Source organism: Thiorhodococcus mannitoliphagus (assembly GCF_010915725.1).
In the GTDB taxonomy this organism is placed as follows: Bacteria; Pseudomonadota; Gammaproteobacteria; order Chromatiales; family Chromatiaceae; genus Thiorhodococcus; species Thiorhodococcus mannitoliphagus.
Genome location: NZ_JAAIJR010000057.1, coordinates 18,484 through 33,782 on the forward strand (window position 1 = coordinate 18,484; position 15,299 = coordinate 33,782).

14 protein-coding genes, 2 tRNA genes and 1 pseudogene are annotated in these 15,299 nt (G+C 59.1%); 3 read left to right on the forward strand and 14 right to left on the reverse strand.

Annotation, left to right across the window (positions count from 1 at the left end; genetic code table 11):
• Window positions 1-409: 409 nt before the first annotated feature.
• The 5 genes from G3480_RS14455 to rplU all read right to left on the reverse strand — a co-directional run bounded on the left by G3480_RS14455 (window position 410) and on the right by rplU (window position 3,476).
• Window positions 410-483 (reverse strand) — tRNA-Cys (locus G3480_RS14455).
• Between the two features lie 59 nt (window positions 484-542).
• Window positions 543-1,667 carry a glutamate 5-kinase gene (gene proB, locus G3480_RS14460; RefSeq protein ID WP_164654594.1) on the reverse strand — a complete coding sequence of 375 codons (1,125 nt, stop codon included), beginning with the start codon at window positions 1,665-1,667 and terminating at the stop codon, window positions 543-545.
• An 18-nt stretch (window positions 1,668-1,685) separates the two neighbouring features.
• Window positions 1,686-2,780, reverse strand: coding sequence for an Obg family GTPase CgtA (gene cgtA, locus G3480_RS14465; protein WP_164654595.1), 1,095 nt, complete (start codon window positions 2,778-2,780; stop codon window positions 1,686-1,688).
• 110 nt (window positions 2,781-2,890) lie between these two features.
• Complete coding sequence (gene rpmA / locus G3480_RS14470; protein ID WP_164654596.1) at window positions 2,891-3,148, reverse strand: 50S ribosomal protein L27; 258 nt, start codon at window positions 3,146-3,148, stop codon at window positions 2,891-2,893.
• A 13-nt stretch (window positions 3,149-3,161) separates the two neighbouring features.
• A complete protein-coding gene (gene rplU / locus G3480_RS14475) occupies window positions 3,162-3,476 on the reverse strand; it encodes a 50S ribosomal protein L21 (RefSeq protein WP_164654611.1) in 315 nt (104 codons plus the stop codon).
• Between the two features lie 349 nt (window positions 3,477-3,825).
• Here rplU and G3480_RS14480 point away from each other — a divergent pair, with 349 nt between their 5' ends.
• Together G3480_RS14480 and G3480_RS14485 are read left to right on the forward strand one after the other, a co-directional pair.
• Entirely contained in the window at window positions 3,826-4,794 is a 969-nt protein-coding gene (locus G3480_RS14480) for a polyprenyl synthetase family protein (RefSeq protein ID WP_164654597.1), read from the forward strand.
• A 15-nt stretch (window positions 4,795-4,809) separates the two neighbouring features.
• Window positions 4,810-4,886 (forward strand) — tRNA-Pro (locus G3480_RS14485).
• Window positions 4,887-4,942: 56 nt separating this feature from the next.
• On the opposite strand, the gene G3480_RS14490 is transcribed toward G3480_RS14485, so the two are convergent.
• The 9 genes and pseudogenes from G3480_RS14490 to G3480_RS14530 form a co-directional block, all read right to left on the reverse strand.
• Window positions 4,943-5,392, reverse strand: a complete 450-nt coding sequence (locus G3480_RS14490; RefSeq protein WP_338114142.1) for a tyrosine-type recombinase/integrase — start codon at window positions 5,390-5,392, stop codon at window positions 4,943-4,945.
• 9 nt (window positions 5,393-5,401) lie between these two features.
• The gene (locus G3480_RS14495) at window positions 5,402-8,794 is read right to left on the reverse strand and encodes a DEAD/DEAH box helicase family protein (RefSeq protein WP_164654599.1); all 3,393 of its coding nucleotides are present in this window, start codon (window positions 8,792-8,794) and stop codon (window positions 5,402-5,404) included.
• Between the two features lie 12 nt (window positions 8,795-8,806).
• Window positions 8,807-9,982: a restriction endonuclease subunit S gene (locus G3480_RS14500; protein WP_164654600.1), complete on the reverse strand. Its 1,176-nt coding sequence runs from the start codon at window positions 9,980-9,982 to the stop codon at window positions 8,807-8,809.
• 100 nt (window positions 9,983-10,082) lie between these two features.
• A complete protein-coding gene (locus tag G3480_RS14505; protein ID WP_164654601.1) occupies window positions 10,083-10,400 on the reverse strand; it encodes a HigA family addiction module antitoxin in 318 nt (105 codons plus the stop codon).
• Between the two features lie 12 nt (window positions 10,401-10,412).
• Window positions 10,413-10,682 (reverse strand): type II toxin-antitoxin system RelE/ParE family toxin, encoded by a 270-nt coding sequence (locus G3480_RS14510; RefSeq protein WP_164654602.1) that lies wholly within the window; start codon window positions 10,680-10,682, stop codon window positions 10,413-10,415.
• Between the two features lie 12 nt (window positions 10,683-10,694).
• The gene (locus G3480_RS14515) at window positions 10,695-10,901 is read right to left on the reverse strand and encodes a hypothetical protein (protein WP_164654603.1); all 207 of its coding nucleotides are present in this window, start codon (window positions 10,899-10,901) and stop codon (window positions 10,695-10,697) included.
• Window positions 10,892-12,472, reverse strand: a complete 1,581-nt coding sequence (locus G3480_RS14520; RefSeq protein ID WP_164654604.1) for a type I restriction-modification system subunit M — start codon at window positions 12,470-12,472, stop codon at window positions 10,892-10,894. Before G3480_RS14520 ends, G3480_RS14515 begins: the two co-directional genes overlap by 10 nt.
• A gap of 802 nt (window positions 12,473-13,274) precedes the next feature.
• Window positions 13,275-13,784: a toprim domain-containing protein gene (locus G3480_RS29555; protein ID WP_420824626.1), complete on the reverse strand. Its 510-nt coding sequence runs from the start codon at window positions 13,782-13,784 to the stop codon at window positions 13,275-13,277.
• Window positions 13,785-13,804: 20 nt separating this feature from the next.
• Window positions 13,805-14,482: pseudogene (locus G3480_RS14530) on the reverse strand (recombinase RecT); the annotation flags it as partial.
• Window positions 14,483-14,666: 184 nt separating this feature from the next.
• Here G3480_RS14530 and G3480_RS14535 point away from each other — a divergent pair.
• A complete protein-coding gene (locus G3480_RS14535; protein WP_164654607.1) occupies window positions 14,667-14,942 on the forward strand; it encodes a PBPRA1643 family SWIM/SEC-C metal-binding motif protein in 276 nt (91 codons plus the stop codon).
• Window positions 14,943-15,299: the final 357 nt, after the last annotated feature.

Below are 15,299 nucleotides of genomic sequence, written 5' to 3' on the forward strand. Positions count from 1 at the left end.
GGCAATCCGAGTCGACAGAGCGTGCCACATTGAGCACGCGGAACTCGCCTCAGATGAGCCCTGGGAGGAAAGCGGCCGACCGCTTTAGGTCCCTATGGCGGAACAGTTGTCGTGGACGTCGGGCCGCGTCAGCATCTTCATGCCTCGCAGGTTAGCTCTCGATCCTTGGCCTTGAACTCTATCTGGCAGGTTTGGGAAGCACACTGCGGCGCCTGACCCTATAGTGTCAGGCGTTATCACGTCGTCGCTTGGTTGCCACAGAACCCCACTCGAGCAAACGGCCTCTTGCGCCGCTGACCGAGTGTCCGTGCCACTCAACCGCGCGCAATCAACTGATTTCTGGTGGTCGTTAGAGGCAAAGCCTAACCGAAGAGCAGGCTTAGAATTGGTCCTGAGGGATGGAAAGTAGTGGAGGCTGAGCCCGGAATCGAACCGAGGTACACGGCTTTGCAGGCCGCTGCATAACCACTCTGCCACTCAGCCAGAGCCCGCTATTGTAATGAAGCGTCGCGATTCTGTCACGCCCCATCGAGAGCAAAACACTACAAGAGCACGAGGTTGTCGCGGTGTATGAGTTCTTCGTCGTCGAGATACCCTAGGATGGACTCAAAGGCGGACGAAGGCTTACCCCTGATCTCCTGAGCCTCATCAGCGTCGTAGTTGACCAAACCGCGCGCGACCTCGCGCCCCGCCTCGTCGACACAGGCAACCACTTCACCGCGATGGAAACGCCCGCGTACCTCTCTGACGCCGACGGCGAGAAGGCTTGTACCCTTTTCCCTCAGCGCCCTCACTGCCCCGGCGTCCAAAACCAAGCGGCCGCGCACCTGCAGATGCCCCGCCAGCCACTGCTTCCGCGCCGCTTGCGGACCCTGAAAGGGAATGAGCAGCGTCCCAACGGTCTCGCCGCCCCCAATTCGGTTGAGCACTTGCTCCCCTCGACCAGGCGCAATGATGGTCGGCGTTCCGGATCGCGCTGCCAAGCGCGCCGCTCGAACCTTGGTGACCATCCCCCCTGTGCCGAGCCCAGTTACGCTGCCGCCGGCGACCAAATCGAGCTGCGGATCGTCTACCCAAGTCTCGGAAATGAGTCGCGCATCCGGATTTCCGCGCGGGTCTTGATCGAAGAGCCCGTCCTGATCCGTCAGTAGGACCAGTAGGTCGGCCTCGATCAGATTGGCGACCAGGGCGGCCAAGGTGTCATTGTCACCGAACCGCAGTTCATCAGTGGCAACGGTGTCGTTCTCATTGATGACCGGGATGACACCCAGCTTGAGCAGCGTCCGCAAGGTGCTGCGCGCATTCAGATAGCGCGGACGGTCTGCCAAGTCGTCCCGCGTCAGCAGCACCTGCGCCGTATGGTAGCCGCGTCGTTGGAAGCAGTCCTCGTAGGCCCGCACCAGGCCCATCTGCCCAACGGCCGCGGCAGCCTGAAGCTCATGCAGCGTCTTCGGTCGTCGGCGCCAGCCCATCCGAGCCATGCCCTCGGCCACGGCCCCGGAGGAGACAAGCACGACTTCGCAGCCGGCCTTGCGCCGCTCCACCATCTGCTCAACCCATGGGGCCAGCATCTCGCGCTCGAGACCCTGTCCGTCACGCGTTAGCAGCGCACTGCCAATCTTGACAACCCAACGGCGCGCTGAAGGAATCCGCTCTCTGGAAATCATCGAAGGCTTCGCCGCGCATCAACCGAGCGGGTGCCAGTCGCCGCCCGCGTCAGGCGCATCAACCTCAGCGTCCGCCGAACCCGCATCCTGCTCGCCAGCCTCAAGCCGCAATGCCTCAAGCCGTGTCATCAGATCTCCGACCAGCATCTTGGTCCCGTCTCCGCTCAACGCCGAGACGCCATACACAGGCGCATCCCAAGCAAGCCGGTCCAGCAGGCGGTCACGTCGCGCCTCATAGTCATCCGCGTCGAGCAGGTCGACTTTGTTCAGGACCAGCCAGCGCTCCTTGCCCCTGAGATCCATATCGAAGGCCGCGAGTTCGGCCTCGATCTTACGCACCTGATCATAGGGATCCTCGTCACCCATGGGCGCGATGTCGACGAGATGCAGCAGCAGCCGCGTACGGGCGAGATGCTTGAGGAAGTGGATACCGAGTCCGGCACCATCCGCGGCACCCTCGATGACCCCGGGGATATCGGCAATGACGAAGCTCCGGCTCTCTCCGACGCGCACCACGCCGAGGTTGGGGTGCAGGGTCGTGAAGGGATAGTCGGCGACCTTCGGACGAGCGCTCGAGACTTTGCGAATGAGCGATGACTTGCCGGCATTCGGAAACCCGAGCAGGCCGATATCGGCCAGCAGGATCAGCTCCAAGAAGAGATCACGTCGCTCACCCGGAGTACCGGGCGACGACTGACGCGGGGTACGGTTGGTGCTCGACTTGTAGCGCAGGTTACCGATCCCGTGAAAGCCGCCCTGAGCGACTAGGAGGCGCTCGCCTGCGGTGAGCAGTTCACCGATCAACTCCTCGGTCTCACGATCGAAAACGCGCGTGCCCACCGGAACCCGAGCGATCAGGTCTTCCCCACTCCGCCCCGTCATCTGGCGGCCCTTCCCGTTTTGACCACGCTCGGCGCGGTGCAAGCGCTGGTAGCGAAAATCGACCAGCGTGTTGATGTTGTTGTCCGCTAGAAGGTAGACGCTCCCACCATCGCCACCGTCGCCGCCATCGGGGCCTCCTTTGGGAATGTACTTCTCTCGACGGAAACTGACGCAGCCGTTACCACCGTCGCCGGCCTCGACGCGAATGAATGCTTCGTCAACGAATTTCATGGATGAGCCTCCATCGCATCAGCCACCCTTGGCCCAAACGAAAAAGCCCCGTCCTAGGGACGAGGCTTTAGGTCAAGCGCCGGCCGCTCTCGGCCCCGTCACTGCGGGGATCAAGCGTTCTCGACGGTGACGAACTTGCGATTCTTCGGCCCTTTGACGACGAATTTCACAACGCCGTCGGACAATGCAAAGAGCGTATGGTCTCTACCGCAGCCAACATTGACGCCGTTGTGGAATCTGGTGCCGCGCTGACGCACGATGATGCTGCCGGCAGTCACTTTCTGACCACCGAAGATCTTAACGCCGAGGCGTTTGGACTCCGAATCGCGACCGTTGCGAGAGCTGCCGCCCGCTTTCTTATGTGCCATGGGTATCTACTCCTCAACCAGCGCTGATGCCGGTGATCTTGAGCGCAGTGAACCACTGGCGGTGGCCCTGGCGCTTCAGATGGTGCTTACGGCGACGGAATTTGATGATCTTGACCTTCTTTGCGCGGCCATGGGACTCGACAGTCGCGGTCACCTTACCGCCGGCGAGGTAGGGCTTGCCGACTTTGACGTCGTCGCCATCGGCGACCATCAAGACCTGCTCGATTTCGACGCTCGCGCCTTCTTCTGCCGCAAGCTTCTCGACCTTGACTGTGTCACCTTCGGAAACCCGGTATTGTTTTCCACCGGTTTGAATGACCGCGTACATGGCTTTAGAGATCCCCAGGAGTGTTCGGTAGTGGCCGACGCTCCGCGCCGGAACAAAGAAGCGGAATTCTAATCGCTTGAGTGAATTCACGTCAACCACTGGAAAGCCGGCCTCACCCACCCCACCAGAGCCTGATTCTTCATCGCCCGCAACGCTTTGCCACAACCGCCACCATGACCATAACCCCTTGCCACAGCTCACCCAGGCAGGACAGCTTCGCGTCAGCGGTCGACCGAAGCACCCTAAATGACGTAATCTATAGAGCTTGCAAACTGCCAAGGCACGCAGGTTGACAGCCCCAATCCCAAACCTAGCATCCGCCGCCATCACCGAAAGACCCCAGACACGCATGGACCTTTCCACGATTCGACAGCCGGTCGCCGAGGACACCAAGGCCGTGGATGCCTTGATCCTGCACCGACTCCAATCCGACGTCGTGCTGATCAATCAGATCGGCCACTACATTGTCAACAGCGGCGGCAAGCGGCTTCGCCCCCTCTCCGTGCTGCTCTCTGCGCGTGCCTGCGGCTACGACGGCGAGCGACATATCGACCTTGCAGCCATCGTGGAGTTCATCCACACCGCAACCCTGCTCCATGACGATGTCGTGGACGGCTCGGAGCTGCGGCGCAGCCGCGAGACCGCCAATACGGTCTGGGGAAACGAGGCGAGCGTGCTGGTCGGCGACTTCCTCTACTCACGCGCCTTCGAGATGATGGTCGATGTTGGGAACATGCGCGTCATGGACATCCTTTCGCATGCGACCAACCGCATCGCCGAGGGCGAGGTGCTCCAGCTTCTCAACACGCGTGATCCGGACACCAACGAAGCCCGCTACATGGAAGTGATCACGCGCAAGACGGCAACGCTCTTTGAGGCGGGCATCCGTCTCGGGGCCGTGCTTGCCGACTCCCCAGCCGAGATCGAGGAGGCCACCAAGGAGTACGGACTCAGCCTCGGAATCGCCTTCCAGCTCGTCGACGATGCACTGGACTACAGCCTAGATAACGCCGAGCTTGGCAAGAATGTCGGCGACGACCTCGACGAAGGCAAGCCGACGCTACCCATCATCCGCGCCATGGAAGTCGGCACGGCCGCTCAACGCGCACTGCTGCGCGATGCCATTGAGCACGGCGGGCGTGACAGGATCGACTCAGTCACTGAGGCGATTGCGTCCACGGATGCGATCTCCTATACTGCGCAGCTCGCACAGTCATACGCGACGCGCGCAAAGGATGCCATCCGCCGCCTCCCTCAGTCGGCAGCGACGGAGGCGTTGATGGTCCTCGCGGACTTTGCGGTCAGTCGCACCTATTGAAGTGCGGCACCTTCACGGGGTGTAGCTCAGCTTGGTAGAGCGCTGTCTTCGGGAGGCAGAAGTCGCAGGTTCGAATCCTGTCACCCCGACCAAATATCCTTAGAAGATCAAAGACCTAAAGGCTAGCTGATGCTGGCCTTTTCCTTCTCTAGACCGATGTGGGGCGAAAGTGGGACAGACGCTCCACGGCATCCCGGACGTTCTTCGACGAGAGGTGAGCGTACCTCATGGTCACTTGGATCGAAGAGTGTCGCAGCAGCTCGCAGACCACGCGGATATCGACACCGTCCTGTACGAGCCAAGCCGCACAAGTGTGCCGAAGGTCATGCACATGGAAGTCCTCGATACCCGCTTTCTGACAAGCGCTCGTGAAGCCCTTTCTGACGTTCGCAATACGCTCACCCTGCCGGCTACTGAAGACCCAAGGCGAGTCAGGACAGAACTGCTCACGGTGTTGTAGTCGGCGTTTGAGCGCCGCGATGGCGCCGGTGTTGAGCGGGATGCTGCCGTGCTTCCCATTTTTCTGGTCTCTATCCGTCAGGTAGATCATCTGCCTGTCCAGGTCGACCCGCTCCCACGTCGACAGGAGCGAGAGGATCGAGCCGCCCTAGGCGGCAGCGCGTGCTTCGACCTCTTTCAAGACACTGATGAGCACGCGGGCGTCGTCCATCGAGAACAATCCGGCGACGCCCTGATCGTCCAGATCGGTGAACGGGCTTTCGTACAGTCGGCGCGGGTCCATGGCGCCCCGCTCGGTCAGGTGGTCGATGATGAGAGTGACGAACTCGATCTGATTGGCCGAGAGCGTCCGCCCTTCCATAAAGCTCCCCAACGCTTGCTTGGCCGCCTCGCGGTCGAGTCCGACGAGGGACCGGATGAAGAGGCCCAAACCGCCCTCGCCCTGGATGCGTTCCAGGTCCTCGTCGGTGCCGACGCCCTCGTCGATGAAGATGCGTTGCAACTCCGAGATGTCTTGCGAGGTCAGTTGCTCGTTGCGGCGCAGCTTCTGGATGGTGATGTGATCGGTGTGCCGGGTCAGGAAGTGGCGCACCTTCATCAGGAAGCGGGTCTTGTCGGTGCTGTTACCGACCGCTGCCAGATAAACCTCGGCGGACTCTCCGATCTCATCCTCGAAATCGCTGTAGACGGTCTTGCGTGCGGTCGGCTCGATCAGCTTGACCAAGGCGCGCAGACGGCGGCGCAGGTGCTCCAGCATTGGCAGGGTGATGTCCTGCCAATACTCATCGGTCTGGACCTCGGCGATGAAGGCCAGATGCTGTTTGACCATCGGAATATTGCCAAGCTCTTCGAGCTGGGCGGCGATGGCGATGATCCGCGCCTGAAGGTTGGCGAAGGCCAGATCAGCACGTATGACGGCAAGCTGGGTCATCAGGAGCAGATAGTCGAACTGCTTGGCGGCCAGGTCATCGTCCCCCTGCTCGTCGGCGAACGCGCTCGGCAGTCCGGCCAGATGCTCGGCCAGTTCGGCGCGATCCTCGGTACTCAGGCGCTGCCAGGCGTCCTTGTCCTGGAATTTCTCGACGAAGCGGCGCTTGGGCCGCACGATGAAGTTGTCGAGGCTCATGCCGGCGACTTCGTCCTGAAGCCGCTCCACCAGTCCGGCGCGCAACGCCAGCAGCTCATCCGTCGCCTCGCCGTGCTCGATCTCGCCGATCAGTTCCACGCGTGAGACGAACAGCCGTTCGCTCAGGGACGCACCGAGCGCGCCATCGGTCTGGTTCGGGTTCTGATTGAAGAACTCGAAGTTCTGGCAGAAATCGAAGACCAGGAAGTGCTCCTTGTGCTGGCCTGGCCCGAACAGGTCCGGACAGAGCCGGGTGCCGCGTCCGATCATCTGCCAAAACTTGGTCTTGGAACGGACGATCTTGAAGAAGACCAGATTGACCACCTCGGGCACGTCGATCCCGGTATCCAGCATATCGACCGAGATCGCGATATGTGGGGCCTTGTTCAGGTCCGAGAAATCGTCGATCAATGACTGGGCATACTCGGTCTTGAAGTCGATCACGCGCGCGAAGTGGCCCTTGAGGTGCGGATAGTGGGCATCGAAGCGTTCGGCGATAAAGACCGCATGAGCGTGGTTCTTGGCGAAGAGGATGGTCTTGCCGAGCCGGTCGCCATCCTGAACCTTGAGCCCGTGGGTCATGACGTGCGCCAGCACCTTATCGACGGTGTCGGCGTTGAACAGCCATTTGTTCAGGGCGGCGGGATCGACCCGGTCGGGGATCTCGCCGTCCTCGGTCCACTCCAGGGCGTCCCATTGCTCCTTCTCCGCGTCCGAGAGGTCGTCGTAGCGGATGCCCTCGCGCTGGAACTTGAGCGGCACGGAGACCGCCTTGGGTGGCACCAGGAAGCCATCGGCCACCGCTTGCTCCAGGTCATAGGCATCGGTCGGAACGCCCCGCTCTAGCTCGAACAGGCTGTAGGTATCGCGGTCGATCTCGTCGCGCGGGGTGGCGGTCAGTCCGATCAGATAGCTGTCGAAATAGTCGAAGATCGCCCGATACTTGCGATAGACCGAGCGGTGCGCCTCATCGATCACCAGCAGGTCGAAGTGTCCGCTACCGAAGCGTCGGACGCCGTTCTGCATGGAGTCGATCAAGCCGACCATGGTCGGATAGGTCGAGACATAGATTCGGCCCTCGGTGTCCTTGTCGGTCACCAGATTGACCGGCGCGGCATGGGGCAGATGGAGCTTGAAGGCGCCGATGGCCTGATTCACCAGCGCGACACGATCCGCCAGAAACAGGGCGCGCTTGATCCAGCCGGCCCGCATGAGCTGGTCGATGGCGGCGATCACCATGCGGGTCTTGCCCGAGCCGGTCGCCATGACCAGCAGTGCCTTACGCAGATGGTCCAGCTCGAAGGCGTCACCGAGGCGACGGATGGCGCGGGTCTGGTAATAGCGTTCGACGATCCGTTCGTCGATGCCAACCGTGGCGAGTGGTTTACGAGAGGTGCGGCGCTGGATGAGCAGTTCCAGTTCATCCTTCTTCAGGAAGCCCTGCACCGGACGCGGGGGATGGGCGGTATCGTCCCAGAGCCAATGCTCGTAGCCGTTGGTGTAGAACAGGATCGGGCGGCGTCCGTACCTCGCCTCGACACAGTCGCCGTAGAGTTTGACCTGTTGCTGGCCCTCGCGCGCATCGCGCTTGGTGCGCTTGCTCTCCACCAGGGCGAGTGGCTTGCCGTCATCACCCCAGAGGACGTTGTCGACGAAGCCCGTGCCGGTCTGGTTCGGCATGCCGGTGACCGGGAACTCGCGGTCCCGTGGCTGATCGAGTGCCCAACCGGCCTCGTGCAGCAGCAGATCGATGAAGGCGTCGCGGGTCTGCGCCTCGTTGTAGTCGTGCGCGTCGGGGACGGTCTGATTGGCCTGCTTGGTCGCGGCGATCTCGGCGCGAAGTGCCTTGAGCTGGGCGTCCAGTGCGTCGCGCTGCTGCTGGGTCTGGATATGCGCGGCCTCGGCTTCCTCGCGGGCCTTGGCCTGCTTGGCATAGTCCTCGGCGAGTGCCTGCAAGCGAGCGAGGGTCGAGACCTCCACCGGCTGCATCTGGGGCAAGGCATCGGCGGAGAACGACAAGCCCGCCGCCGGTTTCTCGCCCTTGGCATAGGTGCGTACCAGCCAGTAGGCGATGTGGAACAGCTCGCGCAGGGTAACGACGGCGGTGTTCTCGGACACCGCACGGATGTCATGCACCGCGCGATTGCCGTAGTCCTTGATCAGACGCGCCTTGGTGACCAGGGCATTGCCGACCAGGGTACGAAAGGTCGCCTCGTGGATCAGGGCTGAGAGTGCGTTGTCGTAGGGCGAGTGCAGCGATCCGTCATGCTGGTACATCCAGCCAACGGCCGTCTCCAGGGCCAGCCGTGCATAGAAACAGGCCGCGCGTGGGTCGGAGCGTGCCAATGTCTCCGCCTTGCTCGCGTGCTCGAAGACTGGGGAGAATTCTGCTTGGAGGAAGGCGAATTGAGACATGGAGATCCGTTCCTAGAGTTCGCCTCGGAAGGCTCGGTGTTGGAGGGATGAAATAAGACAGGTAGAACTCATCAACGCGGTTGAGTATTCGGATGAAAACGCGGAAATAGCTTTCATTCGCTCCGAAAAGACATTCTGAAGATATAGTGGAGGAACTATTAATCGGAGTTTCCGCAACTCCTTAACGTTTAAATGACGGGACGTTGATCCAACCATGACATGATTAATTCTATCAGGTGCAAGGACATACAGAAGTAAACGCAACAAGCATTCGGAATTCATTACGCTGCTTGAAGGCCTGACTTGAACAAGTCTTTGCCCCATACACCAACGCGCCTCATGCGGCACAATCGCCGCTATACCAACTGTTCCTTCCCTGCTAAGTACAATGTCCCCTTCTTTTAAGTATCCGCGTTTCGAACGCTCGTGGTAAGCCTCCTCTGACACGTAACGCTTATCGGACCAAGCCCAAGATCCAATAGTGATGTTTGATGTCCGCAAACACGTAACCCCTTTATCCGTCCAAGTTGGCGTGGAATGAGGGCAGTCGTTGATGCTATCACATAATTCTTCAAGGCTTTTTGAAGGCCACCCTTTTTGGTTTGCGATTGGATCACCAAACATCTCATAGAAAATCGCCTGCCCGAGTGTGTTGAGGCGGTCGATGGCGCGCTGACGCAGACGGCGCAGGCTGTCCGCCTGATCGAGGATTGCTGCAATGCGTTTTTGTTCTTCGAGGGGCGGGAGGGGAACGAGTGTCTCACGAACAATCTCAGAATTCAGATTCTTAACTGTGGAACCAGGAGCACGCGCTGCAAAACGAGCATAGATTTCGGAGGAACCGAGTAAATGATAGAAAAAATCTTGATGCACCTGTTCACTACGAGGACGAAGCAATAGCCAGCCATCATGAATACATCCACTTGTTTTCATGATATAAGGTCGCCCGAAACTCATAGAATTTGTTAACAGGAAATCTCCGGTCTTTACCTCGCGAGATTTTTTGCGACCCTCGGGAATAATTCGTTGTTTTGTTTTTGTGATGTATTTATTGCTTAAGCTGGCATCAGAAATCATGACCCAGTTGATGCCATCAGCATCATCGGTAAGAAACTTTTGAATCGGACGAGGCGATCCGCCTCGTGCAACTTCAAAAATCTCATCGATGGCAACGTTTGACCAACTCATCCCAGCATCTCCTCCAGCCGCGTCAGTCCTTCTGTAATCTCCTCCGCGATCTCCCGCAGCTCACCGATACTATCGGCGAATATCTCATCATTCATCATGTCTATTTGTGCTCCGCCGGACGTTGGGCCGGCTGCACGAGCGGTGGCGGGGAGGACTGTTCGAGTTGCCATACATCATAGGCCACCTGCTCGCGCAGGAAGCTCTCGGCAGAGGGGCCTTCACGATCCGTTGCGAGCCAGAGTGCGAGACGTCTGGCAAGGTCTGGCGTGATCGCGGTCCGTCCATTCAACACCCGCGACAGGACCAGACGCGATACGCCGAGTTGCCGCGCTGCCTCGCTGACCGACAGGCCGAGCGCGGGTAACACGTCCTCACGCAAAGCCTCGCCCGGATGAGGGGGGTTAAACATCCTAGCCATCTCGATAGCCTTCTAGTGATAGTCCAGATAATCGACGAGAACGGCATCTTCGTCCTCGAACAGAAAAGTGAGACGCCAATTTCCATTCACCCAGACCGACCAGCGTCCGTCGGATAACGGATGCAGGCGCCAGCCCGGATAGTCCATGTCGCCGGGCGCCGAAGCCGCATTGAGTCGTGCAAGTTGCCTCGCGAGACGCGGGGCATGATGCGGCTGGATACCCGCTTTCGATCCCGTCTCGAAGAATCGACGCAGACCGGCATGGCGAAAGCTTTTGATCATTGTATCGGGTGATCATTCGCGACCGTGCCGCTCAGCCAGATCGGCGACACCGGTCTCCACGGCAACCTGCTCGATGTTCTCCAGCAAGGACCACCATTGATCCTGGCTCAAGCCGGATTCGAGCGAGGTGGTCAGCAGGTTGACGATGAACTGTCGCGCATCGGGCAAGGCATCGAGTTTCTGCGCCAGATGATCGGGGATCTCCAGGGTCAGGTGCATGGTTCAGTCTCCGGACGATGTGAATCCGATGAGCCGAGCATGTCCTCTAACCGCGTCAGTCCCTGAGCAATCTCTCCCTCGATCTCCCGCAACTCACGGATGATGTCGGCGGGCGCGTCATGCTCGACCTGCTCGTGCTCAACCTCCTTATAGCGGTTGAGTGACAGGTCATAGCTCTTGGTCGCGGCGATGTCGGCCTTGGGCACGCAGAAGCTCTGTGCCGTGCGCGGTCGTCTCTGTTCGCTGCCCTCTCGCTTCTGCCAGCGTTCCAGCACATCGGGCAGGTTGTTCTTGCCGTGCTCCTCCTCTGTGAGTGCCTGCCTCGGAACCGGGCCAAGCTTCTCCCGTGGCAACAGCTCGGTGCGCTTGTCATCGAGCGAGTAGCCGTCGGCCTGCACGTCATAGAACCAGACCCGGTCGGTCCCGCCGACGCCGGTCTTGGTGAAGAAGAGGATGGCGGTGGAGACTCCGGCATAGGGCCGAAACACGCCCGATGGGAGTTTGACCACGGCATCGAGCTTGTGATCCTCGACCAGCATCCGGCGCAGCGCCTGATGGGCCTTGGACGAGCCGAAGAGCACGCCATCGGGCACGATGACCGCCGCCCGGCCCCCCGTTTTCAGTAGGCGCAGGAAGAGCGCCAGGAACAACAGCTCGGTCTTCTTGGTCTTGACGATCTTCTGGAGATCCTTGGCCGTGCTCTCGTAGTCGAGCGATCCGGCGAAGGGTGGATTGGCGAGAACCAGCGAGTAGGTCCCGGCATCGGCGGCGTGGTCCTGAGCCAGACTGTCACGATAGGTGACATCGGCATTCTCGACCCCATGCAGGATCATGTTCATGGCACCGATGCGTAGCATGGTGCCGTCGAAGTCGAAGGCGTGAAACAGCTTCTCGTGGAAGTGGCGGCGCTGGCGTTCATTGCGGAACAGGCCCGGATGCTGATCGCGTAGATACTCGCCGACCGCCACCGGAAAGCCGCAGGTTCCAGCGGCTGGATCGCACATCACATCGTCCGGGGTCGGGGCGACCATCTCAACCATGAGCTGGATGATGTGGCGCGGTGTGCGGAACTGTCCGTTCTGCCCGGCAGAAGCGATCTTGCCGAGCATGTACTCGTAGAGATCGCCCTTGGTGTCGCGGTCGTCCATCGGGACCTTGTCCAGCATCTCGACCGCCTTGGCGAGCAGCGCCGGGTTGCTGAAACCGAGGCGCGCATCGCGCATGTGGCGACCATAGCTGGAGCCTTCCTCGCCGAGGGTGCGTAGGAAGGGAAAGACGTGATCGGCGATCACATCCATCATCTCGCGGGACTCGACGTGCTTGAAGCGCGACCAGCGCATGGCCTCGTAGGCACAGCCCTTGTCGTCTTGCCCTTCCGGGAAGATGCGCCGTTCCATTGGCCGGCCCAGCATCTGCGCCTTGTTCTCCTCCAACGTATGCAGATCGTCCAAGCGCTTGATGAACAGCAGGTAGGTGATCTGCTCGATCACTGACAGCGGGTTGGAGACCCCACCAGACCAGAAGGCATTCCAGATTTGATCGACTTGGTTGCGGATTTCGCCGGTGAGCATAGGGCTTGAGTAACGTCCTGGTGACTGGGTGGAGCGAGTAAGGACACGGCATGAGGCCGTCTTGCCCCCGAAGTTTACGGCAGTTCAGGTGCTGACGACAGATTGCGGGTTAGCGGACGAATCCGTCAGGGTAGCGGGTGTCCTGGTGTAGGCGCGCAACCAAGTCATTAAAGTGTAATTTCTGCCTTATAGATGGCCCTTGTTTGGGCGATCAAGGCGTTGTTGTGGTGGTTGTCGCAGGCAGAAATAACCTAAAAGCGTATTGCCGGTACGTTATTGCCCAGGAAGCGAATCACATCAAGTCAATATATTTTATTGCTAATTTTCCTATCCGATACGGAATTACACTTTTATCAAGACTTTGCAAACGAGGATGAAAGGCACGTATCCACAATTATATCTACGCCTCTGCGAGATGGCAGTAAAAAATGCAATTTCGTATTGTGTAACTTAGGTGCGTGATCGTTCGCCTTGCGGCCCCTCATCAAGACTCCAGGGAGCAGGCGTGATGACCCTTTGCCCAAGTAGGAATAATGTGCTCATGGTCGTTGGTTCTCTATGGATTCAGCCGTCCCTGGCGTTCTGGTATCTGGGATCAGAGTAAACCGCGTTCTGCCAGTGAAGTACCCTCCTAACTCGTGCCGAGCCAGAATCGTTGGGATAAGGGCGTCAAGGTCGCGTCTGCTGAATGCGCTGAGCGCTGCCCGTGTGATGACCGTTCGACCCAGTGGAAAGAGTGTGTTCATGCAACCAACCTCCCGGTCAGAACATCCAGCCAGTCGACACTTTTAGGAACTGTCCATCAACAACTTCCCCCCTTTCGCAAAGGGGGGCTAGGGGGGATTTCGGGCGGCATCGCTCGCATCGGGAAACAATTGATGGACACTTTCTTAGCATTGCTCACGATCGGCGGTAGTCTCACCTCAACTGCCAGTCCTCGCCTAGCCAACCGCTCCTTCAGTCGCTGAGCGGCTTTCTCACCTCGGCCTGACTGGTCCCTGTCAGCCCAAATCGTCAGCTTCTCGATCGGGGTTGGTGGATCGAAGGTCTCCAGGAGCGTTGCACTCCCAGCCGCCCAGATCGGGGTTCCCGTCATCATCTGCACAGCAAGAGCCGTTTCGATCCCCTCGGCAATGCCTAGTTCCGATCGAGCTTCCGCCAGGCGGATAGCGCATCCAGCCAACTTACAACCCTCTGGGTAAGGCATCAGCTTTCTCGGTGCTAGTACATCTGCCTTCCGCCCGTCAAGACTGAGGTAGGTCCGATGCAGAGTCACAAGCCGCCCCTCCTGACTGGTTACAGCCGAGACCATCGCGGGGTATATACCAGCTCCTCCGGTTCGATGCTCTTGCCTGCCATTTCTTCAGCCGTGTAGCTGGACTCCTCCGGGAAGGCTGCACGCAAAGACGCTGCCTTGGCACACTTCAGCAACTGTCCCCGTGGTCGTTTAATCCACATAACCGTCGGGACTTCTGAGGAAGCGCCTCCAGCTCGGCTGTAGGTCTCAAGCCAGAAGACCGTTTCGGTGAAGGGACAGCGCATCCCACCGATCAGTCGGTAGACCCTAACCTCACACCACTCGGGGAACGTCACCTGAACCCTCACATCACGCCAGCCGTCTTCAGTCTTGGCTCTGCCTGCGAAGATCCGAGCACTGTCTGGACCGAAGCGAGGCGAGTCCATGCCGGCCCACTCCTTGGTGCGTGCCGCTGTGATCTGGACTTCATTGATGCCGGGCCAGACGGTCTCGATCTCCCGATCGAGTGCCTTGCTCCACATCGGCACGACATGGACCGGGCGCTTCATCACATCGAGACCCCGTGCTTGGCAGTAGCGGACAGCAAGCAGGATGCCTTCAGCCGTCTTGGCACTGGGAAAGATGCTCTCGGTCAGGACCTTCCAGGCGTTGAAATCGAGCCCAAGCTCTGCGAGCGTACTGTCTGAGATGGCGAGTCGGAGATCGGGGGCTGGCGTGGTGGTCTTGAGTTGTGTCTTGGCTCGTGTAGCCATGTTGCGGGCACCTCGTCGGTGGGTGGACAATCCATCACCTAACGCGAAGCGCCTTTTACCTTGAGGTAGGCAGAGGGCATGATGGGGGGGTTAGGGGGTTTCTGGGGGTTATTCCCAGCCCGTGGAAAATTGAAAAGCGCGTAGCCAGTTCCTTGAACTTAGAGCGAAGAACCTTGAGGTTTGTATGGCAAAGCTAGGCTCAGAGAAACGTCCGATCATTTGTCGCGTTCAAAGCGACGAAAGGGCGCAGTACGTGGCAGAGACCTGTACTGCAAATGGTTGGCACTACATCATCGGTTTCGAGTTTGATAAGCCCGAGGATATATCCGACTTGGAGCGCATGCTGAATCCTGTGAAAGCGGCGGTATCCAGCAAGGTTGGCAGAAACGATCCTTGTCCCTGTGGTAGTGGCAAGAAGTACAAGAAGTGCTGTGGTGCTAGCGCTGAGTTGGTGGCGTAGATTTGGTAGAGCCTTCCTGATTCTTCGTTTTGATAAAAACGAGAGCCATCAGATTTGACTAGATTTTTGTCAGAGTTCTAAGACAAGAAGGACAGGTTTTATCCTATAGAGTTTATACCAGCTGGCGAAATTATCGGGGCAGCGCATCAGGTGCGTACAGTATAGATGTTTCATTTGACATGGGGACGCCGGGAGTGCTTCACTAATATAAATAACTGATTTTAAATTACTTTAAATTTTAAATAAGATTCTAGCGTCTCCATGAGAGGTGAAATATCTATAAAAACGATGAGATCCAAAAACAAGGCGCCGCCGATCTTGCTTTCTCTTTGAACGAAACCTGTTTCTTTGGCCAGC